The following is a 22,934-nucleotide window of genomic DNA, read 5'->3' as shown; positions in this document are numbered from 1 at the left end:
GAATGACAGCCACCCGATTCCTGACGGAACAGACGAAGGGCGTTTATTCCAGCGGCAGCGCCACAACGCGCAGATTGCCCTGGGCATCGGCCACCATCATATGCGCATTCTTGCGGCCTTCGGATTTCAGGCCGTTGACGCGCACCAGCACGTCGCCTGGAACCTCCATGAAGTCCTGCCCGACCTCGACGATGATATCGCCGGCCTTCATGCCCTTCTGTTCGGCGGGCGAGCCCGGATCGACGCTGGCGACAAGCACGCCTTCGACGCTTTCGGCAATGCCCTTTTCGGTACGCAGCTCGTTGCTCAGCACCACGAGATTCATGCCGAGCACGCTCTGCGGCGCCTCACGCACTTCCGGCGTCTGGTCCTGCGCCTGATCGTCGGCGCCGCCATCATCTTCCGGTGCGACCACGCCGCCATCGCCGTCTTCGCTCTGCTGATCCTCGGCCGAGGCCTTCTCATCCGTCGCATCCTGCAACTGGCCGAGCTTGACCTTGACGGTCTCCTCCTTGCCGTCACGCAGGATCACCACATCGACGTCCTTGCCGACAGGGCTTTCAGCGACGATCCGCAAAAGATCGCGCATCTCGTGAATATCCTTGCCGTCGAATTTCAGCACGACATCGCCGGCCTGGATCGGGCCATTTTCCACCGGGCCACCCTTGGCGACGCCGGAGATCAGCGCTCCCTTGGCGCTGTCCATGCCAAGGCTTGCCGCCACATCGTCGGTGACGGGCTGGACACGAACACCGAGCCAGCCGCGGCGCGTCTCACCGAATTCGATGAGCTGCTGGACGATATTCTGGGCAAGCTCCGTCGGCACTGCAAAACCGATACCGATCGAACCGCCGCTCGGCGAAATGATCGCGGTATTGATGCCGATCACCTCGCCCTTCATGTTGAAGAGCGGGCCGCCGGAATTGCCCTTGTTGATGGCAGCATCCGTCTGGATGAAATTGTCATAGGGGCCGGCATTGATATTGCGGCCCCGCGCGGAAATGACGCCCACTGTCAGCGAGCCGCCAAGCCCGAAGGGATTGCCGATGGCCATCACCCAATCGCCGATGCGCATGCTGCGCGAATCGCCGAATTTGACGGCCTTCAACGGCGTTTTCGGCTCCACCTTCAAGACGGAAAGGTCGGTTTTCGTATCGGTGCCAACCAGCGTCGCCTTGAGCTTCGAACCGTTAGGGAAAATCACCTCGATGGCGTCGGCGCCCTCGATGACGTGGTTGTTGGTGACGACGTAACCGGCCGGGTCGATCACGAAACCGGACCCCAGCGAATTGACCTTTTCACCGCCTTCCGGCTTCTGGCTGTCGAAATAATCCTTGAAGAATTCCTGGAAGGGCGAACCCTCCGGCAGTTTCGGCGGAACTGGACCCTTGCCGTCGGTCTTGACGTTCTGCGAGGTGGAAATATTCACCACCGCGTCCAGAAGCGGCTCGGCAAGATCAGCCACCGATTCCGGCCCATGGCTCTGCGCCCATGCCGCAACCGGTGCCGAAAGGCTACCCGCCACAAGCGCGATGCCCGCGACTGCGGCGATGCTGCTGCGAAAAGGCGAAAGAAGGGTCACGGCCATAAGCGTCCTCGCGTTTCAAATAGTCCTGCCCTGCATATATCGGCAAAGCATAAGGCGGAATGATGAAGTGTAAAAATACCTTTTCGTGAACAGGCAATTGATTCCGGCACCTCTTCGCGCACCTCAAAGCCGTACAGAAAAGCGTGCGCGAGGCAAACACCTATTGTCAATTGTGCTCGTTTCCAGAGAAAAACGCGGAGGATATGCTGAAATTATCGTGCGGACGAAACCTTCCGGCTGGCCATTATCCCGGCAGCACCGCTCACGAGAACAAGAAAATAGCCTGCCCACAAAACCAGAACGGGCTGCTCCGAGAAAAATAGGTAGCCGAACAATAAACTCCAGAGCAATTGGGTATATTGAACTGGCGCGATGACAGAAGATTGCGCCATTCGGATCGAAAGCGTCAGGCACAATCTTCCGATTGCGAGCAACGCACCTGCCCCGATGTAAAAGAGCCATTCAACCGGTGTCGGAGGAGTGTAGCGTTCCGGGAGAAGAATTCCGGTGATGAGAACGAGAATGACGACAGGCAGCATGGTATCCGCCAACGGAGTCGACTGGGTCCTCCATTGTCTCACCATGATCGTCGATGCGGATTGCGCGAGAGCTGCCGCAAAGGCAAGGACAACGGCCAAACTGTCCATCGCGCCGCTCGGCTGAAGAACGAGCAGGACGCCGGCAAGGCCGAGAACGGCGGACAACCATTGAAGACCGACAGGACGCTCGTTCAAAAACACCAGAGCCAGCAATATCGTGATGATTGGGCTCGTGAAGCGGATCGAATAAACGTCGGCGATTGGCATACGCGAGATCGCATATAGTGTCAGCCATATCATGGCAACGGACATGAGACCTCGCGCGGACACAATCGCCCACCCCTTCACCGAGTTAATTTTGAATCCGCCCAATGGCTTGGCAAGCAACAGACCAAAAAAGACGGCGAAAACTCCGGAGAAAAAAAGGACTTGAGGAAGAGAGTGCAAACCGCTGAGAATTTTTGAAGCGGTGTCCATCAATGAGAAAGCTGCAAATCCAAGTATGGCAAAAGTAAAAGCAGCTATATAATTGTCGCTATCATGCCCAGACGTGCGCAACATCTTTCGTTTTTCCAGATTATGAAAGACCGAAGATTATTGTCGATGACCCACAGTTTTATGAATGTCACAGCGCAATGGCTCAAAAAGAAAGGGCCGGTAAAACCGGCCCCTCCAAAATCATTTTATCCGTTATCAGTTCGCCGGTGCCGGCGCAGGTGCGGCAGGCGCCGTGGACGGAACACCGTCGATGTTGTTGAAATAACGGAAGAAGGTCGAGTCCGGAGACAGGACCAGCGTCGTGCCGGTTCCGCTGAGCGAGCTGGAATAGGCCGCCATCGAGCGATAGAACTCGAAGAAGCTCGGGTCACGCTGGAAAGCCTCGCCGAACACCTTGTTACGCTCCGCATCGCCCTCACCCCGAAGCACTTCGGACTGGCGACGCGCGTCGGATTCGAACTCCACCACCTGACGATCGGCGATAGCGCGACGGCGCTGCGCTTCTTCGTTACCACGGGCGCGGATCAGTTCGGCCTCGGCCAGACGTTCCGACTTCATGCGCTCGAAGGTCTGCTGCGAGACTTCCTGCGTCAGGTCGGTACGGCGGATGCGCACGTCGACAATGCTGATGCCGAGCGATTCCGCATCGGGACGCAGATCGTCACGCACTTCCTGCATCATCGATGCACGCGCATCCGAGAGCGCGGATTCGAAGCCACGCAGACCGTAAACCCGGCGCAGCGATGCGTCGAGACGGGTGCGCAGACGCGATTCCGCCGACATCTGGTCACCCGAGACCGTCTGCCGGAAGCGGCGCGCATCCGTGATGCGATAGACCACGAAGGCATCGACCTCGTAGAATTTACCGCCGGAGACCTGAACACGGATATTGTCGTGATCGAAGCGCAGCGCGCGGTTCTCGATATATTGCACCCGGTCAGCGTCCATGAAGGCGAATGGCAGCTTGAAATAGAGGCCCGGCGCGGTTTTCACATCCTGAATTTGACCGAAGCGCACGACGATCGCCTGCTGGCGCTCGTTGACGACGAATATCGACGAATAACCGAGGAAAAGCACGACGGCGAGGCCGACGAGAATGGCCGTAAGACGGTTGCCCATATTAGTTGCCTCCCTGCTGTGCCGCGCCCGGATTGCCGCGCATGATCTCGTTCAGAGGCAGATAAGGCACCACACCCTGTTTTTCGTCGATGATGACCTTGTTGGAGCCCTTCAGGACCTGTTCCATCGTTTCCAGGAACATGCGCTGACGGGTTACATCAGGCGCGGTGCGATACTGGTCGTAGATGGAGATGAAACGCTGCGCTTCACCCTGCGCCTCGTTGACGACACGCGACTTGTAGGCGTTCGCTTCTTCGAGGATCTGCGCGGCCTGACCGCGGGCGGCACCGAGCTTTTGGTTGGCGTATTGGTTGGCTTCCTGAACGAAGCGGTCTTCGTCCTGTTCGGCGCGCTGCACTTCATCGAAGGCGTCGGCCACTTCGCGCGGCGGCGCCGCGTCTTCAATAGCCACCGCATTGATGGAGATGCCGGCCCCATAACCGTCCATGGTGGACTGGATGATGGTGCGCACATCCGCTGCGATCGCCTGACGGTTATCGCGGAAGATGTCCTGTGCCGGACGACGGCCGACGACTTCGCGCATGGCGCTTTCGGAAACCTGCTGCAGGGTTTCAGCCGGGCTGTCGACGTTGAAGAGGTAGGATTTCGGATCGGAGACCGTATAAAGCACCGAGAACTGCACATTGACGATGTTCTGGTCGCCGGTCAGCATCACGCCGCTCGACGAGGAAGACGAAGCGCGCGAACCGATATTCTGCTGCTGCTCGGTCACCTTGACGATTTCCACCGTCTCGATTGGCCAGAGATGGAAATGCAGGCCCGGCATCGAAATTTCGTCCTTCGGACGGCCGAAACGCAGCTCCACGCCGCGCTCGTCCGGCTGGACGGTGTAGATGGACTGGATGCCGAGGAAAACCAGCACGACGAGAACCACGATGGCGACCGCGCCGCCGTTGAAGCCGCCGGGCAGCACATTCTTGAAACGGTCCTGGCTGCGCCGGATGATCTCTTCCAGATCGGGCGGGCCGCCATTGCCGCCGCCACCGCCGCGAGGCCGGTTAGGCCCCTGCCCCCATGGGCCGCCACCGCCGCCCTGGTTGTTTCCTCCACCGCCGCCGCCCCAAGGGCCGCCGCCGCCATTCTGATTGCTCCAGGGCATCAATACCTCTTTATAAAAGCCTCTCCCGGTTCCGTTCGAAAGCGATTGCTCGCGTGCGGCGGGAATATCGACCCGTTATAAGAAGGAGAAGCGTCCGTTTCAACGCAGAGGTGGTAACTAAATACCCAATAAGGGTAAATAGTTCACTTTGACGCGGCTCTTCGCACATAAGTGGTAAACAGAACCGGATAATTGTCCTTTTCCCCTGCGGGAGCGGGGATTTCCTCGGTTTTCTCAAAAACGCCGGGATCGATTTCCGGAAAAAAAGTGTCCCCATCCAGCTCTACCGCCACATGGGTGACGGAAAGTTGATCGGCAAGGGGCATGGCCTGACGGTAAATCTCACCACCGCCCGCCACGAAAACCTCGTCCACACCCAGTTCCGCAGCCTTGGCTTTTGCAAGCTTCATGGCCTCGTCCAGCGACGAGACGACATCCACACCTTGAGGCCGGTATCCGGCATTGCGGCTGACGATGATGTGCGGACGGCCCGGCAGGGGACGCTCGCCGACGGATAAAAACGTCTTGCGGCCCATGATGAGCGGCTTGCCCATCGTCATCGCCTTGAAGCGCTTGAGATCGGTGGAAAGCTTCCACGGCATGTCGAGGTCGCGGCCAATGACGCCGTTTTCCGACACCGCAACGATGATGGTGACGCGCGGCTCACTCATACCGCGATCGGCGCCTTGATGCTTGAATCAGCCTCGTAGTTCTCAAGCGTAAAGTCTTCGAACTTAAAGGAGAAAAGGTCCTTCACATCAGGGTTGAGGCGCATCGTCGGCAAAGCCTTGGGCGTGCGCGTCATCTGCAGCTGCGCCTGTTCGAAATGGTTGGCATAGATATGCGCATCACCGAGCGTATGGACGAAATCCCCCGGCTTCAGCCCCGTCACCTGCGCCACCATCAGCGTCAGAAGCGCATAGGAAGCGATATTGAAGGGCACGCCGAGGAAGATATCGGCCGAACGCTGGTAAAGCTGGCAGGAAAGCTTGCCGTCGGAAACATAGAATTGGAACAGGCAATGGCAGGGCGGCAGCGCCATCTCGTCCACCAGCGCGGGGTTCCAGGCCGAGACGATGTGGCGACGGGAGTTGGGATTGGTTTTAAGGGCCTCGATCAAAAGTGTGATCTGGTCGATATGGCGTCCGTCAGGCGCGGGCCAGGAGCGCCACTGCGCGCCATAGACGGGGCCGAGATCGCCGTTTTCGTCAGCCCATTCATCCCAGATGGAAACGCCGTTTTCCTTGAGATAGGCGATATTGGTATCGCCCTTCAGGAACCACAGGAGTTCATGGATGATGGATCGCAGATGCAGTTTCTTGGTGGTGAGAACCGGAAAACCTTGCGCAAGGTCAAAACGCATCTGGTAACCGAAAACCGAGCGCGTGCCCGTGCCGGTGCGGTCTCCACGGTCGGAGCCGGTTTCCATGACATGCCGGAGAAGATCGAGATATTGTTTCATGCGTTCTGCCGCCGATTCCCTGATATCGAGGGAATATAATAGCACAGGGCGGCAGAACCAATCACCTAATGCGGGCTATCCCCGGATCAAATCAAAGCGACTGAAGCTTACCCAGTTCCTTGGCGACCAGGTAATAGAAAGTCACGCGCGACTTGGAGCGGTCCGCGGCCATCGCCTTGGCGACAGCATCGATTGCCTGATCGGCCGTACCGTCAGTCACGCCGAGCTTCTTGCCGCACCAGCTCGCCTTCACGCGCGCAAGCTCCTCCGGATCGGAAGCGGACACCAGCGAGGAATCCCGGTTGCGCAGGGCAATGCCGAGATGCTTGACGATCTTGCCGACAATGGCTTCGTCGGCTGCGGCGTCGTATTTCTTCACATCTGCGAGATAGTCAGTCATGTCCACTCCTTCGTGTGTCCCCGGCCCGGTGTTGCTTCTGGTGACCGGTTGCATGGAGAATGGGACAGCAATCACTCGTCGTCAAGAATTGTCTAAAGTGCGGGCGGCAATCACGAAACCTTTTCATGGAATTGTCATCACCCCCCTTTTCTCGGGCGGTCGAAACGCCTATATGAGCCTTGCCGGGGCAACCCGGCTATGGCGATAAACGGTCGGTGTAATAAACCTATTGGACCCGGGGGCGGTACCCGGCGCCTCCACCAAAAACCGGCGGACTTTCATGAAATGAAGGCCGGCTTTTGATGGGGGCGAAATAGGATCGACAAGGGCGTAAAGATCGAACTTTTGCTCGGCATGATACCGCCGTTATCGGGTCACAAGTGTAGTTGCAAATGACAACAACGCTAAGGAATACGCTCTCGCTGCCTAATGGCGGTGCGGGAATTCCGCTCTAAGTCCTCACGGTTAGCCCCGTGAGGCGGGGTTCGGAGGTACCTGGCAACAGAAACCTCCACCTTCTCCATTTTGCCTGAATTGATTATATGATAGCTGACTTGCGAACGGCGTCGGCTTTTCCGTTGCTGCCGTTCAGGACATTGCGTATACTTGGGCAACGCGTGAGCGTCAGGATCGGAAATGATCCCGGCTCGAGGATTACGCTAAGATTCAAAGTGTTACAGCGTCCTTGGCGCGCAGGCCGCGCCACACATGAAAAGACGTTTGAATAAGGGAAAGACAGGACCGCATGGGGCAGGATCATATCCGTTACGACATTCTCGCACAGGATGCCCTTCGCGGCGTTATTCGTAAGGTTTTGGGTGAAGTGGCCGCAACCAGCCGCCTGCCCGGCGACCACCATTTCTTCATCACATTCCTGACCGGCGCGCCGGGCGTGCGGATTTCCCAGCACCTCAAGGCGAAATATGCCGAACAGATGACCATCGTCATCCAGCACCAGTTCTGGGACCTGAAAGTAACCGAAACCGGCTTCGAAATCGGCCTCTCCTTCTCCGATACGCCGGAAAAGCTGGTCATTCCCTATAACGCCATCAGAGGTTTCTACGATCCTTCCGTCAATTTCGAACTCGAATTCGACGTGCCTCTGGCCGAAGAGGAAGAGATGGAAGAGGCCGAAATCACCGCTTATCCCGTTTCCCATGAGCCGAAACCGGCTGCTGCTTCCGAAACGCCCAAGGCCGGCGAAGAAAAGAAGGAAGGCTCGGTCGTTTCGCTGGATGCCTTCCGCAAGAAGCAATAACGGCTTTTACCCAGAGCTTACGAAACCCGAGGAGACATATCCCCATGGCGGCCGATATCGTCAATCTGCGTCAGTTTCGGAAACAGAAAGCCCGTAGCGAAAAAGAAAAGCAGGCGGAGCAGAACCGCCTGTCCTTTGGCCGCACCAAGACGGAAAAAAATCTCACATCAGCCCTGAACGAAAAAGCCGAAAAGGCGCTCGATCAGGGGCGGCTCGAAAAAACCGATGACGGGGTCGGCAAAGACTGACAAGCCGACGGACCGCCGCTGATTTCGGGACCATCGGAAAAGAATCGCAAAACAGGGACTTGCGGGGGAGATATGATTCAGACCTCCAACCGGATCCACCGGAGACCGATCTGATGATCCGCAAGCACTCCGCGACGTTGCACGGCCACCGCACCAGCATTTCACTCGAGGATGCCTTCTGGGACGAACTGAAAATCATTGCGGACAGACGCAAGATCAGTTTCGCGGCCCTGCTTGCCGAAATAGATGACAGCCGCTCCGCCGACAGCAATCTGTCCTCGTCGCTGCGGGTTTACGTGCTGAACTGGCTGAAGAACCGCTGAGATGTTGTGACGTGCGGTAAAGACGCGCAATCGATCACGACCTGCGATGCCTCTATCCGGATTTGTCGTCCCGGACTACAAAAATTACTGCCGAAAACTCGTAACGCCGTGAAAGCATTCATTAAACATTAGCGGCCTAGTCTGCGCTGCAAGGCATTTCCCGTATTGCGTAGCCTTGCTTTCAAATACTGTTTCCAGACCTTTCCCATCCCCCACATCCACCACGAGGCGTTCCCGGGTTTTCCCCGTTAGGGAACGAGTTTGCCGTCATATTCTCGGCGCAGCCTCGAGGATGATGCAACGTTCGGGGACAGGTTTCCGCACTTTCGCAAGGCCGATCAGTTTCCCCCGCCCGCAAGCTTACGGCGTGGCGGGAGCGTTTTCTGGCGCCAGTTGCCGGATGGCGTTTTCTGTGGGAGGCACCACCAGAACCGGCGCGGATTGCCGCTCGGGTACCGGCTGCCCCTGTTCCTGCTGTTGTTGTTGCAACCGCTCCTGCTGTTCCTTTTCCTGGCGCAGACGTTCTTCGGCTGCCGCCTTCAAACGAGCCTCTTCTTCAGCCTTGGCCTTGGCTTCCGCCTCTGCCCGCTCCTTCTCGGCCTGCCGCTCGGCCGCCTGAGAGCGATAAAGCGCAACTTCGCGACGCAGGCGCTGCTTTTCAAGAACGCTCGCCTGCATGGCCTCCACCCGGCGGCGTTCCTTTTCGAAAGCCCGAAGCGAGAGGTAATTGCTGAGCGCCGAAACATCGGTCGTCAAAGCCGGCGCGGCAAGCGGACCGTTATAGTTGAGACGCACAGACGGCTCGGCCCCTGCAACTGTTTCAGTGCCGGGATTGAACAGAAGATCGAGGTCGCCATTCACGGTCGCGGCGGCAATATCGACAGTCGCATCAGCAGTAAGCGTGACACGATCGATCCCCGCACGCAGATTCTGGAAATGAAGCGCACCGCCATTCAGCGAGAACGGCAAGGCCACATCGCCAAGCCCGATTTCACCCTGCCACAGGTTCTGGTCCACCAGCGGCCGCACTTTGGGAGCGTCGATCGGCTGCTGCAAACCATCGGCCGCCTGCAGGATCGGCGGCAAGGCTCCGGGATTAAGCCCCTTCACCACGAGCCCGCTGGCCCTGATTTCACCCGAGCCACCCGCCGATTTCAGCATTTCACCAACGCTTTTACCCGTCGATTCGGCCGTCAGGTCGATGGCCGCCCGGCCTGTCGCAACCGGCCCGTTGGCATTGGCCCACAGGATCGGCTCCGGATTGGCGTCGGTAACCGCTATCTTGGTGCGGAAAATGCCCGCACCTTCGCCCGTCGACATGGCAAGCCGCCCCGTAAGCTTGCCGCCCATGAAGGTGCCGGCAACATCGTCGAGCGAGAGACTGCCCGCATCATGCGTGACCTTGGCCGAAACGCCGGTGACGGTACCGAAGGGACCGGCCTCGAAACTCTCCGCTTTCAAGGCCAGTGAAGCCTTGAGCTGCGGGAAAGCGGCCATGGCCAGAGGCTTTGCGTTGAGCGCGCCGGTTTCCGGATCGATCACCGGCCCATAGATCGCATCACCCAGCCAGGCGAGATCGGCCGTTCTGACAGAGAGATCACCAGCCACAGGATAGGGTGCGGCACGCTGAACAGTCAGATTGCCCGAGAAAGGGTTTCCGCCCGCCTGCCCGCCGATAGAAGAAAATGCGATCTTTTGTCCATCGACAGCCACTTTCGCATTGGCCTTCAGCGCCATGCCGCCGCCAAGCTGCGGCAGACCGACGGCGTTCATGATGAGGTATGGCTCGATATCAGCGCTTTCGAGCGCCACATCGGCGCTGCCTTCGCCGAAATTGGCGGCCGAAACGGCAAAGGAACCGTTCATCGAAAAATGCGTGCGTTCCGTCGAGAAGCGCAGTTCCGTCTGGGCGGGCGAGCCGAGCGTGCCGTTGAGCTTGACGGAGAGAAGTCCCTCGCCATCCGCATCGAAGGGCAGCGGATCGAGCCCCGCCTGGCCGAACAGGATCGCCGTCGACTGGTTCTTCAGGACGGCTTCCAGCGACATGGCCGTATCATCGGTGATCGACAGGAAATCCGGCATCTTGGCAACGGCCGAGAGCCGGCTGCCGTTGACGGTGCCGGAGACGGCGACATTGGCCCCGCCATTTTCGCTGTTGACGGAAACATCCATGGCAAGGTCGGAATTGGCGTACCATGGCGCGCTCGCCGCCAGACGGCTGAGGAATGGATGGTTTGGCAATTTCTGCTGCAGCATGGTGAAGAACGGCTGCATATCCGCTGCATGCAGGTTCACCGTGCCCTTGCCGGCATATTTCAGCAGCGAACCCTGCAATTGCCCTCTGGCCTTCACCTCCGCGCCGGCAATATCACCGGCCGTCATGTTTTCGAGCGAGAGAACCCCACCAGCCATGGTGAAGGCGGTTTCGACGTGATTGGCGGTCACACCGGCCATGTTGAACCGGTCGGCCTTGAATTTCGCGGTAATGCGGTGGTCGAGGACGGAACTGCCGACCTGATCGCCAAGCGCCAGACTGCCGAGCGCCCTCAGCGCATCGAGATCGATTTCGTTGCCCGAGAGATCGATGGAGAGATTGGAAGTCTTGCCGTCGGAGCGCCGCTCCAGCTCGCCCTTCAACGAGGCATCGCCGATTGCAAGCTCCAGTTTGTCGAAACGCTGATTGAGCGTCGTCAAAGAAACATCGGCGGAAAAACCGGCGGCATTGAGCTGGCGGATCGCCGGATCGACGGAACCGGAAAGCCAGTTCGCCAGCCCTGAAGGCTGGTTGGAGGCGAGCAGCAGATTGCCGTTGAAAGCGGGCCCGCCAAGCAGCGTCAGCGATCCCTTGGCTTCAAGCTGCGTCCTGCCCGGCAACGTCGCCACGGCATTCACCACCTGCCAGCCGCTGCCTTCCGGGCGCACATCCAGCCGGATGTCGCGGATGGTCGTATCGTCGGAAACAAGCGCGGGAAGGCTGATGCTCGCCTTGCCCGGCACCGGCGGCACCGGAATGCGGGCCACCATGGCCGCAAAGGCCTCGATGCGCTGGCGCACCGAGGCGGTGGGCTGGCGCGAGGTCTTGCCCGTTTGCACGACAGGCGGCGCGAAGCGGGCGACATCGATCTGCTGGCCATCGGCCGTCAGCAGGAATTCCGGCTTGGCGCCGGTATCGAGCGTCGCTTCACCGGTCACGACATAGGGATTTTCGCTGCCGCCGAGTTCCATGCGGTAACTCGGGATACGCACGCTTTCATTGGTGAGTTCAAAGCTGCCGCGGGTACGCGGCGAAGAAAACAACGATTGCCCCGCCTGCTGCTTCTGCTTTTCATCCTCACGGAAACTGAAGGAGAAGGAACCGCTATAAGCGGGCTTCCCCGCCGTTGCAGCAATCGCGCCATCGAGATCAACCTCGACCGGATGCTCATCCGGCACCACGCGGACCCGCAGCCCCATGCGGCCGGCGGCGTAATCCGGCTCGCTGCTGGAGAGGGAGAAGGAACCCGGATGCCCGTCAATGGCGGCGCGCCCTTCGGCCTTCCACGGCCCGGCCAGCGAATTGGCGGACATGTCGGCGTTGAGACCCGTCACCACGCGATTGCGGCCGGATTGCTCGTCGATGAATTCGATCTGCCCGCCTTCAATCTGCACGCTTTCCAGAACGACGGTGCGGGCGGGAATTTCCGCCCGGCTGCCGCGCATCCAGTCCAGCGTGCCGTCTTTCAGCAGCCTGATCTTCGCCTTGGGCTCCTCGATGCGCATGTCGAAGATACGCGCCTCGCCGGAAAGGAAAGGCGCAAGCTCGGCATCCATGGAAAAACGCGCGACCTGAATGAGCGGCGATCCATCCGCATCCGTGCCGGCGCGCACATCATGCAGCGTTACCGAGGGGAAAGGCAGAATGCGGGCCTCAACGCGGCCATGCACAACCACCTTCTTGCCAAGGATACGGCTTGCCTGGTCTTCAAAATCGCGGCGGAAATCCGTCCAGTCGACGAAATAGGGAATAAGCAGCGCCGAGAACAGCACCACGGCCAGCAGTCCGCCCAGAAAAACCAGAATACGCCCGAGCACTGACCTGCATCTCCCTTCGCGAACGCTGCAAACCTATTCTTTTCTGCCTTAACGGCAAGCAGCCTTTTGTACCAATCAATTGTGAGGATGATCAGACAAGCCGGAACAACTTGCCCGGATTGAAGATATTATCCGGATCGAGCGACGTTTTGATGGCGCGCATCACATCCAGTGCATTGCCGGCCTCTTCGGCAAGGAAACTCATCTTGCCCTGGCCGATGCCGTGTTCGCCGGTGCAGGTGCCGTCCATGGCGATGGCGCGGCGGTTGAGACGGGCGACGAAGGCTTCGGTTTTCGCGACGCTTTCGGCATCCTTGCCATCAAACAGAATAAGGACATGGAAGTTCCCGTCACCCGCATGACCGACGATCGGCGCGAGAAAACCGTTCTCCTCAATATCCCGCTGCGTTTCCACCACGCAGTCGGCGAGGCGCGAAATCGGCACGCAGACATCGGTGGACAGCCCATCGAGATGCGGCGCGAGCGCCCGGGACGCCCAGTAGGCGTCATGACGTGCTTTCCAGAGCTTGTTGCGCTCGGCGGCATCGATCGTCCAGCGGAAATCGATGCTGCCGCATTCGGCCGCGATCTCGGCAAACTGCTGCGATTGCAGCGCCGCCGTCTCCTCGGTGCCGTGGAACTCCACGAACAGCGTCGGCCTTTCCGCATAGTTCAGGCCGGAATAGGCGTTGCACGCCCGCACCTGCACCTCGTCAAGCAATTCGATGCGAGCGACCGGAACGCCCATCTGGATCGTCATGATGACGGCATCGCAGGCCGCCTTGATCGTGTCGAAGGTGCTGACACCGCCGGCGATCTTTTCCGGAATGCCCTGAAGCCGCAGCGTCACGGAGGTGATGACGCCAAGCGTCCCCTCGGCCCCCACGAAAAGCCGCGTCAGGTCGTAACCGGCGGAAGACTTGCGGGCGCGGCGAGCCGTGCGGATTTCCTCACCATTGGCGACAACAGCGGTGACGGCCAGCACATTGTCCTTCATCGTGCCATAACGAACGGCGTTGGTACCGGAGGCGCGCGTCGAGGCCATGCCGCCGATCGAGGCATTGGCGCCCGGATCGATCGGAAAGAACAGGCCGGTATCGCGCAGATAAACGTTGAGGTCCTCACGCGTAACACCCGGCTCCACCGTTACGTCAAGATCTTCGGCATTCACCTCAATGATGCGATTCATCCGGCTGAAATCGATGCAGATTCCGCCGTTGGGCGCATTGACCTGCCCTTCCAGCGAAGACCCCGTTCCGAAGGGAATGACCGGCACCTTGTATTGGGCGCAGGCCTTCACCACGGCCTTCACATCATCGGCGCTTTCGGCAAAAACGACCCCGTCAGGCGCCTGCAGGGTCAGATAGGTGGTGGTGTGCCCATGCTGCTCGCGAAACGCCTGGCCCGTCTGGACCTTGTCGCCGAGCTGCTGCTTCAGCACCGCGAGCGCAGACGCAATGCCCTCTTCATTCCGCTCACCCGCCACAACATCTTTCAGCGCCATTATCCGTCTCCACCGCAACATCTGCCCGTAACGGATTCGATCCGTTACGAAATTCCGTCAGGTGGTATGGGATAAGGTTAACGCTTTGTCCAGCATCGCGATTGCGCCTCATGCGGTTTGGCGACAACCCCACCTTATTCCGCTGCGAGCAACGGCTTGTCCTCCTCCAGCGCCTTGCGGCGGGCGGCAAGTTCGAGTTCGCGGTGGAGGCGGATTTCCTCATCCGCCTGCGGCTTGGCAAAGCGAGCGATAAGCAGATAGGAGACCGGCGTGATGTAAAGCGTCACCAGCGTCGCGAAACCGAGACCGCCGACAATGACCCAGCCGAGCGCGATGCGTGCTTCCGCACCTGCCCCCTGCGCCAGCACCAGCGGCACGCCGCCCAGAATGGTGGCGATCATCGTCATCATGACAGGGCGCAGGCGGATGCTGGTGGCCTTTTCGATGGCTTCCCGCACGGTCGCACCCTGATCGCGCAGATGGTTGGCGAATTCCACGATCAGGATGCCGTTTTTGGCCATCACGCCAACAAGCAGCACGAGACCGATCTGGCTGTAAACATTGAGGCTGGAACCGGTAACCAGCAGCGCGATGACGGCGCAGGCAAGGCCGAGCGGCACCGTCGTCATGATAATGACCGAACTCAGGACGCTTTCGAACTGCGCTGCGAGCACGAGGAAGATGATGACGATCGCGAAACCGAAGGTCAGCAACATGCCGCTGGAATTCTCCTCAAGCGTCGCCGCCTCACCGAGAGGCAGCAGGCGCGCGCCGGGCGGCAGGACGGACTGCGAAAGCTCATTCACCTTTTCCAGGGCCTGGCCGAGCGAAACGCCGTCCTTCAGGTTGGCCGTGAAGCCAACGGAGGGCAATTGCTGCTCGCGGTTGAGCTGCGGCGCGACCGCGTTTTCCTTCAGCGAAGCAATGACCGACATCGGCACGATCTTGCCGTCGCCCGTTTTCAGGAAGACATTTTCAAGATCGGTCGGATCGTTGATCGGCCGGGTGGAGGACAGGAGCCGCACCGGGATTGCATCGCCATCGACGAAAACATCAACGACCGAGCGTCCTTCGAGCAGCGACTGCATGGCGCGTGAGAGCCCGGTGATATCGATGCCGAGATCGGAGGCGCGCTCGCGGTCGATCGAAACGGAAAGCTGCGCCTGATTGGGCTCATTGTCGAAACGCGGCGTATCGAACAGGCCGCTTTCCTCCATGGAAAGCAGCAGTTTCTGCGTCGCCGCCGTCAGCGCCGCATAATTGCTGCCGACCATCGCCATCTGCAAACCGTTACCGGCGCCACGAATACGCAGGCTGTTCGGCTGCATTGCACTGCCGCGCAGCGCCGGCACCTTGTTGGCGGCGGAAGTGACGTCAGCGGCGATCTGGTTCTGGGTGCGCTCGCGGTCGGCCCAGGGGGCGAGCGTCAGCACCATGAAACCGGTATTGGAGGAACCGTTCATGCCGGTGATGGAATAGATATTGCGGATTTCACCACTGTCGCGCAGCGGCTGCAGGTTTTCCTCAATGCGCTGCAGCTGGTCGCGCGTATATTCGAGACTGACGCCCTGCGGCGCGGTGACCCGCATCATGATCGAGGCACGGTCCTCGCGCGGCGTCAGTTCGTTCTGGATCATGCCGAACGCAATCCACGACAGGCCCGAGAAGATCAGCGCCACGATAATCACGATCAGTGGATTGTTCAGGCAAGCGGAGAGCGTTGACTTGTAGGTGGAGGCAAAGACATTGCCGAACCAGGCGAGCGGTCCGGTCGGTTCCTTCAACCCCTCCTTCAGCATGCGGGAAGCCAGCATCGGGCAGAGCGTCAGCGCCACGATGGAAGACAGGCCCACGGCGAAGGCCAGCACGAAACCGAATTCGCGGAACAGGCCGCCCAGCTGACCCGGCAGGAAGGAGAGCGGAATGAAGACGGCCGCAAGCGTCGCCGTCGTTGCGATGACGGCGAAAAAAACTTCCTGCGTGCCGAGAACGGCAGCGGCCCGCGGCCCCATGCCTTCCGCCCGGCGGCGCACGATATTTTCCAGCACCACGATGGCGTCATCGACCACCAGACCGGTGGCAAGAACGATCGCAAGAAGCGTCAGAATATTGACCGAGAAGCCGACCATGTAGATGGCGACAATGGTGCCGATCAGCGCCACCGGCATGGTAATCGCCGGAATGAGGGTGGCGCGCCAGTCGCGCAGAAAGAGATAAAGCACAACGACGACGATTATCGCCGAAAGCCCGAGCGCCAGCTCGACTTCGTGCAGCGCGCCCTCGATGAAGACGGCGTCGTCGCTGGTGACGATGATGCGTGTGCCATCAGGCAGATTGGAAGACATGGCATCGACGGCGGCCTTCACGCCGGTGGAAATATTGAGCGTGTTGGACTGCGCCTGCCGGATGACGCCAAGACCGACACCCTGCACGCCATTGGATCGCAGCGAGGTGGATTCGTCATCCGCGCCGAGCATAACGGTCGCCACATCGCGTAGGCGGATATTGTTCTTGATGAGGAGATTGGAAAAATCCTCGGGCTTCGTCAGGCTCGCCGTGGCGCGCACGACGATGTCCTGCGTCGTGCTTTTCAGCGATCCCGCTGGCACGTCGAGTGCCGCGCTGGCGAGCGCGTTGGAAACATCGGTGACGGTCAAACCACGGCTGGCCAGCGCCGCCTGATTGAGGTCGACGCGAAAAACCTTCTCCTGATCTCCGTAAAGCTCGACATCGGCAACGCCGTCGACAGCAGCCAGACGGTCGATGATCTCGTCATCCACCAGCTTGGTCAGATCTTCCATGCTGAGCGTCGACGAGGTGACGGCAAGGCGCATGATCGGCTGGCTGTCGGAATCCGCCTTGATGATCTGCGGCTCGTCGGCATCATCGGGCAGCTGATTGGTGACGCGGCCGATGGCGTCGCGCACATCGTTGGCCGCAACGGCCATGTCGACATTGTCGCCAAATTCCATCGTCACGCGGCTGGTGCCGAATTGCGAGTTGGAAGCGATGGATTTGATGCCGCTGACACGCGCCACCGCACCTTCGATGGTCTGCGTCACTTCCTGGTCGATCGTCTCAGGTGCAGCACCTTCATAGGTGGTCCTGACGCTGATCGACGGCCGGTCGACGTCAGGCAATTCGCGCACCTCGACGCCAACCAGAGCGGCGAGACCAGCCACGACCAGCAGCGTGTTGAGGACCGCCGCCAGAATAGGCCGGCGCACGAACAATGCGGTGAAAGCGAGCTTGGAATCCTGACCGGAAGGCGACTGCGTCATTGGCTTGCGACCTCCTCCGGCTTCGGTTGTTCGCCGACGCGGACAGCACCGCCTTCACGCACGCGCTGAAGGCCCTCGATCACGACAGGCTCGCCTTCCGCCAGCTCCGCCTTGACGAGAACCGCATCAGGGTTGCGCTGCACGATCTGCACCCGAACCTTGTTCGATTTGTTGTCGGTGACGCGCCAGACATAGGAGCCTTCCGCATCCCACTGCACGGCCAGAGGATCGACCGAAGCATAGGTCTCCCCGGCAAAACGCATGGTGACGCCGAAGGACATGCCGGCCCTCAGTTCGTCCTTCTCGTTACCGAACTTCGCCCGGATGCGGATCGTGCGGCTTGCCTCATCGACACGGTTGTCGACAGCTTCGATTTCGCCCTTGAAGGTTTCGCCGGGACGCGAAATGGAGGTCGCCTCCACCGGCATTCCGACCTTGATCACGGTTGCAAACCGCTCGGGCGCCCAGAAATTGACGAGGATTTCCGACCGGTCGTCGATGCTGACGATGGTTGACTGTGTGGTGACGTTATCGCCAATATTGGCGGCGACGATACCGGCCACGCCCTCAATCGGCGCGACGATGTCACGGCGCCTGAGATTGAGTTCGGCGGTGCTGAGCGCCAGCTTGGCGGATTCTTCGGCAATCTGCGCATCCATCACATCGAGGCGGGAAACGGATTTCAGGTTCTTGTAGGAACTGGATTTTTCAATCGCGCTGCGCAGCGCGACCTGCGCCTTGTCGCGTTCGATCACCTGCTCTTCGTCATCGAGCCGCGCAAGCACCTGCCCCTTCACGACGCGTGCGCCGGCGGCCGTGCGGATTTCTGAAAGCGTGCCGGAGGTCTGCGGCATAACGACAACCGACTGGATCGCCTGGCCGTTGCCGATTGCGTTCAGCCGGTCATTGACCGTGCCTTTTTTCACCGGAGCCGTCATCACCAGGGTGGCGTTGCCGTTGCGCCGCGAACCAGCATTCTGACCTGTGGGCGAACCGGCCGCTGCGACCTCTATCGCGCCTGCCGGCGTTTTGCCGAGCCCGATGCTGGCGAGCACATTGCGGGCGTCGGGCGAATAAAAGCCCCAGAGACAGAGCCCTGCCCCCACCACGGCCAGACTGACACCCACCTGTTTCCAGACCCGCATATAGTTCTCCGGTTGATCATCGCAGCATAAACCAGCCCCTGAAGCGAAGGCTTCGGGACAGCAGCAGTATTCCCCCTCGTTTAGAACGAGGCAACGCACAAATCCGTTTCTTACGTAATTGTAATTTGTGATGGATTCTCGTCGAACACACGACGAGGGCCATTTTTATCGCAAATATTCTTCAGCGCGGTAATCTGCCCCCAGGAAAAGAGCCGGAGAAAGCCATGAGCACCGTCACGAAAGCACAAAATCCCGAAGCCGATCCGCGCGTGAAGGCGGTGTTTGACGACATCCGCACCACCCGCAAATCTGACTTCATCAACAATATGTGGCTCTACCTTGCCTTCGATCCCGATCTTCTGGAAAAGACATGGGCCGAGGTCAAGGCGGTAATGGCGACACCTTCAGCCCTCGACCCCTTGGTGAAGGAAATGCTTTACATCGCGGTGTCCGTCACCAATGGCTGCTCCTATTGCGCCCATTCCCACACGGCCGCCGCCAAAGCCAAGGGCATGACGGGCGAACAGCACGCCGATCTCCTGCGGGTCATCGCGCTGGCCGCCAAGACCAACCAGCTTGCGGTGGCGCTGCAAGTCCCGGTGGATGCCGCTTTTGATGCCGACAGGCAGGCATGATGCAAAAAATGCCTTGGAATAGGCGTTTTGACCGACGATACCGGAATAAAAGCAGAACGCGGTTCTGGCCTTTATATCCCGAATCACTACATTGGGCCGCATGAGCAACAGTTTCGACGATATGCCGTTCTTCGATGAAGAACCCGTGACGCCGCGCAGGGCGACGAATAATGCAGGCGCGGAAAGCGGCGGCGGGCTCGGCATTGCCGCCCGCGCCATGGCTGCGCGCGATCAGACGCGTGCCGCGCCCGATTATCTTTCCGGCCTCAACCCCGAACAGCGCGATGCCGTGGAAACGCTTGACGGACCCGTTCTCGTCCTCGCCGGCGCCGGCACCGGCAAGACCCGCGTTCTGACGACCCGCATCGCCCATATTCTCGCAACCGGCCGCGCCTATCCCAGCCAGATCCTTGCCGTGACCTTCACCAACAAGGCGGCCCGCGAGATGAAGGAACGTATCGGCGTTCTGGTCGGCGGCGCTGTCGAGGGCATGCCATGGCTCGGCACCTTCCACTCCATCGGCGTCAAGCTTCTGCGCCGCCATGCCGAACTCGTCGGCCTGAAATCGGATTTCACCATCCTCGATACGGACGACGTGGTGCGGCTGATCAAGCAGCTTATCCAGGCCGAAGGTCTTGATGACAAGCGCTGGCCCGCCAAGCAATTCGCCGGCATGATCGACGGCTGGAAGAACAAGGGGCTGACCCCGCCGGATATTCCCGAGGGTGACAGCCGCGCTTTCGCCAATGGCAAGGGCCGCGAACTTTACACCGCCTATCAGAACCGGCTGAAAACGCTGAACGCCTGCGATTTCGGCGATCTTCTGATGCACCCGATCAGCATCTTCCGCCGCCACACGGATATTCTGAAAGAGTATCACCAGAAGTTCCGTTACATTCTGGTGGACGAATATCAGGACACCAATACGGCGCAATATATGTGGCTCAGGCTTCTCGCCCAGCGCGCCAAGGGTGAGCCGCAGAACGTCTGCTGCGTCGGTGATGACGACCAGTCGATCTATGGCTGGCGCGGCGCGGAAGTGGACAATATCCTGCGCTTCGACAAGGATTTTCCCGGCGCCAAGGTCATCAAGCTCGAACGCAACTACCGCTCCACCGAGCATATTCTCGGCGCAGCCGGCCATCTCATCGCCCATAATGAGGGCCGCCTCGGCAAGACGCTGTTCACCGAGCGCAGCAGCCCTGACGATGAAAAGGTGGTGGTGCATGCCGCCTGGGATTCCGAGGAGGAAGCCCGCGCGGTCGGCGAGGAAATCGAACAGCTTCAGCGCAAGAACCACAAGCTGAACGACATGGCGATCCTCGTTCGCGCCTCCTTCCAGATGCGCGAATTCGAAGACCGTTTCGTGACACTCGGCCTCAATTACCGCGTCATCGGCGGCCCACGCTTTTATGAGCGCCTCGAAATCCGCGACGCCATGGCCTATTTCCGCCTCGTCTGCCAGCCGGCCGACGATCTGGCCTTCGAGCGGATCGTCAATACGCCGAAGCGCGGCCTCGGCGATACGACCATCCGCAACCTCCACGACTATGCCCGCGCCCGTGATATTCCGATGCTGGCGGCAGCGGCCGATATCATCGAGACCGACGAGTTGAAACCGAAGGCGCGCAAGGCGCTGTTCGATGTGGTGCAGGATTTCCGCCGCTGGCAGGGCCTCCTGGAAAACACCGAACACGCCACGCTTGCAGAGCAGATCCTCGACGAAAGCGGCTATACCGCCATGTGGCAGGCCGACAAGACGGCCGAAGCGCCCGGACGGCTGGAAAACCTAAAGGAACTCATCCGCTCGATGGAAGCCTTCGAGAGCATGCGCGGCTTCCTCGAGCATGTGGCGCTCGTCATGGATGCCGAGCAGAACGAAAATCTCGATGCCGTCTCCATCATGACGCTGCATTCCGCCAAGGGCCTGGAATTCGACACCGTCTTCCTGCCCGGCTGGGAAGAAGGCCTGTTCCCGCACCAGCGGGCTCTGGACGAAGGTGGTCGCTCCGGTCTGGAGGAAGAACGCCGCCTCGCCTATGTCGGCATCACACGCGCCAAGAAGCTCTGCCATATCTGGTTCGTCTCGAACCGGCGCATTCACGGGCTGTGGCAATCCACCCTGCCCTCGCGGTTCCTTGATGAACTGCCGCCGGCCCATGTGGATGTCGCCGCATCCGACAGCAATTACGGCGGTTATGGCGGACGCGGCGGCTACGGCCAGTCGCGCTTCGACAAGGCCGACCCCTTCACCAACAACTATTCCACCCCCGGCTGGAAGCGCGCGCAGCAGAACCGCAGCGACGCCACCCGCGACAATTGGGGCACCCGCTCCGGCCATGCGGTGGAACGAATCGGTTACGGCGAAAGCGGCCCGCGCACCCGTACGATAGAGGGCGAGCTGGTGGCGAAATCCGTCGCGGACAAGCCGTCGAAATTCTTTGTCGGCGACCGCGTTTTCCACCTCAAATTCGGCAACGGCAATATTTCCGCCATCGAAGGCAACAAGCTGACGATCGACTTCGATCGCGCCGGACAGAAGCGCGTGCTGGATGGATTTGTGGAAAAGGTTTGATTCGACAACTATGAGTGCCCGCAGACCGCTTTTTCCGTAGCCCACGTCATGCCGTTGCAATAAAGGAGTTGCAATGGGGATGTGAAAACCGGGTGAGGACTGCTTTGCATATATTACCGAAAAGCCAGCGCAAGCTTGCGGTTTTCCTGATCAACATGGACAGCGCCACCAAACGCCTCGCGGATATGAACGCCCGCCTTGACGCCATGGGGCTGAAGGCGGAGCGCGTCCCCGGCGTCAATGGCAGGGAACTGAATTACCCGATCCCGGAATTCAGCGAGATTTCCTACATGCTCATGCATGGCCGCCGCACCTCGCCGCCGGAAATCGGCTGTTATCTCAGCCATGTCGCCTGCGCCCAAAAATTCACGGAAGGCGACGCCGATATCGCGCTCATCCTTGAGGATGACGTGGTCTTCGATGATGATTTTCTCAACGCCATCGATGAGGCGGTGCTGAACGGCGGCGACTGGGATCTGCTGAGGCTGACAACGGTCAGCAATGGCCGGAAATTTCCGTTCCGCCCGCTTTCCAATGGTCGTTCGCTCGCCATTGCGATCACGCGGGAAAAAGGGTCGGGAGCCTATCTCGTCAACCGCCGCGCCGGAAAATGGATATCGAAACTGATCCCCATGCGGCTCGCCTATGACATCGCATTCGATCTGGAATATCTCGCGGGCCTCAAGGCGGCGTTCATCTCCCCGCTTTGCGCCACGCAAGATGCGGACGGAGAAAGCCAGATCCAGAACAATCTGCGCATCTACCGCCTCCCGCGCTGGCGTTATTTCACCGTACTGCCCTATCGCGCCTTTCTGGAAACCAGTCGTTTCCTGCTGCGCGGCATCCGCTTCGTCATGGCGAAGGCGAAGGTGGCTATGGGAGGCGGCAAGGGCAAGACCGCTCCAGCCAGTCATTGAATTATCTATCTTACACTTCGCCGGGCGTGAATCCGACAAGATAGACGGCCGCGACCACGGCTGCGAGAAGGAAAATCGAAACGACGAAAATCGTCATCCGGTTCAATGGTTTGCGCGTCGTTTTCTTCATGGTGGAATAATGCGCGGCAGGGTGGCTTGTTCCGCAACGCACAGGATAATGTCGCGTGAAACATCAAAGCGGCGCAATTCGATTCCGCTTCAGGCACATATCGGCTAAAGCTCGGGTTCCT

Annotated in this window: 17 protein-coding genes and 1 other RNA gene; 7 read left to right on the top strand and 11 right to left on the bottom strand. The window is 59.7% G+C overall.

What is annotated here, in order from left to right:
* Nucleotides 1–43: 43 nt before the first annotated feature.
* The 7 genes from WDZ78_RS10260 to WDZ78_RS10230 form a co-directional block, all read right to left on the bottom strand.
* Nucleotides 44–1,588, bottom strand: a complete 1,545-nt coding sequence (locus WDZ78_RS10260) for a Do family serine endopeptidase (protein WP_020009337.1) — start codon at nt 1,586–1,588, stop codon at nt 44–46.
* 212 nt (nt 1,589–1,800) lie between these two features.
* On the bottom strand, nt 1,801–2,688 hold the full coding sequence (locus WDZ78_RS10255; RefSeq protein ID WP_425672941.1) for a DMT family transporter: 888 nt from the start codon (nt 2,686–2,688) through the stop codon (nt 1,801–1,803).
* Nucleotides 2,689–2,820: 132 nt separating this feature from the next.
* Nucleotides 2,821–3,744 (bottom strand): protease modulator HflC, encoded by a 924-nt coding sequence (hflC, locus tag WDZ78_RS10250; RefSeq protein ID WP_020009336.1) that lies wholly within the window; start codon nt 3,742–3,744, stop codon nt 2,821–2,823.
* Between the two features lies 1 nt (nt 3,745).
* A complete protein-coding gene (gene hflK / locus WDZ78_RS10245) occupies nt 3,746–4,864 on the bottom strand; it encodes an FtsH protease activity modulator HflK (RefSeq protein ID WP_020009335.1) in 1,119 nt (372 codons plus the stop codon).
* Nucleotides 4,865–5,007: 143 nt separating this feature from the next.
* Nucleotides 5,008–5,535: a dihydrofolate reductase gene (locus WDZ78_RS10240; protein WP_425672940.1), complete on the bottom strand. Its 528-nt coding sequence runs from the start codon at nt 5,533–5,535 to the stop codon at nt 5,008–5,010.
* Nucleotides 5,532–6,326, bottom strand: a complete 795-nt coding sequence (locus WDZ78_RS10235; protein ID WP_020009333.1) for a thymidylate synthase — start codon at nt 6,324–6,326, stop codon at nt 5,532–5,534. Before WDZ78_RS10235 ends, WDZ78_RS10240 begins: the two co-directional genes overlap by 4 nt.
* Before the next feature lie 91 nt (nt 6,327–6,417).
* On the bottom strand, nt 6,418–6,726 hold the full coding sequence (locus WDZ78_RS10230; protein ID WP_026363424.1) for a DUF2853 family protein: 309 nt from the start codon (nt 6,724–6,726) through the stop codon (nt 6,418–6,420).
* 142 nt (nt 6,727–6,868) lie between these two features.
* Between WDZ78_RS10230 and ssrA the strand changes: the two genes are divergently transcribed.
* The 4 genes from ssrA (at nt 6,869) to WDZ78_RS10210 (ending at nt 8,555) form a co-directional block, all read left to right on the top strand.
* Nucleotides 6,869–7,242, top strand: a transfer-messenger RNA (tmRNA) gene (gene ssrA / locus WDZ78_RS10225).
* Nucleotides 7,243–7,471: 229 nt separating this feature from the next.
* Entirely contained in the window at nt 7,472–7,984 is a 513-nt protein-coding gene (locus WDZ78_RS10220; protein ID WP_020009331.1) for an SspB family protein, read from the top strand.
* A 44-nt stretch (nt 7,985–8,028) separates the two neighbouring features.
* Nucleotides 8,029–8,232 carry a DUF4169 family protein gene (locus WDZ78_RS10215; RefSeq protein WP_020009330.1) on the top strand — a complete coding sequence of 68 codons (204 nt, stop codon included), beginning with the start codon at nt 8,029–8,031 and terminating at the stop codon, nt 8,230–8,232.
* A 113-nt stretch (nt 8,233–8,345) separates the two neighbouring features.
* Nucleotides 8,346–8,555 carry a ribbon-helix-helix domain-containing protein gene (locus WDZ78_RS10210; RefSeq protein ID WP_020009329.1) on the top strand — a complete coding sequence of 70 codons (210 nt, stop codon included), beginning with the start codon at nt 8,346–8,348 and terminating at the stop codon, nt 8,553–8,555.
* Between the two features lie 360 nt (nt 8,556–8,915).
* On the opposite strand, the gene WDZ78_RS10205 is transcribed toward WDZ78_RS10210, so the two are convergent.
* From WDZ78_RS10205 to WDZ78_RS10190, 4 genes are all read right to left on the bottom strand, one after another.
* Nucleotides 8,916–12,626, bottom strand: coding sequence for an AsmA-like C-terminal region-containing protein (locus tag WDZ78_RS10205; RefSeq protein WP_020009328.1), 3,711 nt, complete (start codon nt 12,624–12,626; stop codon nt 8,916–8,918).
* 91 nt (nt 12,627–12,717) lie between these two features.
* Nucleotides 12,718–14,130, bottom strand: a complete 1,413-nt coding sequence (locus WDZ78_RS10200) for an FAD-binding oxidoreductase (RefSeq protein ID WP_425672939.1) — start codon at nt 14,128–14,130, stop codon at nt 12,718–12,720.
* A gap of 134 nt (nt 14,131–14,264) precedes the next feature.
* A complete protein-coding gene (locus WDZ78_RS10195; RefSeq protein ID WP_425672938.1) occupies nt 14,265–17,411 on the bottom strand; it encodes an efflux RND transporter permease subunit in 3,147 nt (1,048 codons plus the stop codon).
* On the bottom strand, nt 17,408–18,556 hold the full coding sequence (locus WDZ78_RS10190) for an efflux RND transporter periplasmic adaptor subunit (protein WP_425672937.1): 1,149 nt from the start codon (nt 18,554–18,556) through the stop codon (nt 17,408–17,410). The genes WDZ78_RS10195 and WDZ78_RS10190 overlap by 4 nt, the downstream gene beginning before the upstream one ends.
* Before the next feature lie 224 nt (nt 18,557–18,780).
* Here WDZ78_RS10190 and WDZ78_RS10185 point away from each other — a divergent pair, with 224 nt between their 5' ends.
* The 3 genes from WDZ78_RS10185 (at nt 18,781) to WDZ78_RS10175 (ending at nt 22,683) form a co-directional block, all read left to right on the top strand.
* Nucleotides 18,781–19,191, top strand: a complete 411-nt coding sequence (locus WDZ78_RS10185) for a carboxymuconolactone decarboxylase family protein (RefSeq protein ID WP_153315526.1) — start codon at nt 18,781–18,783, stop codon at nt 19,189–19,191.
* Nucleotides 19,192–19,291: 100 nt separating this feature from the next.
* Nucleotides 19,292–21,766: an ATP-dependent helicase gene (locus tag WDZ78_RS10180; RefSeq protein ID WP_425672936.1), complete on the top strand. Its 2,475-nt coding sequence runs from the start codon at nt 19,292–19,294 to the stop codon at nt 21,764–21,766.
* A 104-nt stretch (nt 21,767–21,870) separates the two neighbouring features.
* On the top strand, nt 21,871–22,683 hold the full coding sequence (locus tag WDZ78_RS10175; protein WP_087744553.1) for a glycosyltransferase family 25 protein: 813 nt from the start codon (nt 21,871–21,873) through the stop codon (nt 22,681–22,683).
* The last annotated feature ends 251 nt before the right edge of the window (nt 22,684–22,934 follow it).

This window comes from Agrobacterium sp. M50-1 (assembly GCF_049843495.1).
Classification (GTDB): Bacteria; Pseudomonadota; Alphaproteobacteria; order Rhizobiales; family Rhizobiaceae; genus Agrobacterium; species Agrobacterium radiobacter.
The sequence above is the reverse complement of the archived record's forward strand: the minus strand, read 5'-3'. Positions and strand labels throughout refer to the sequence as shown.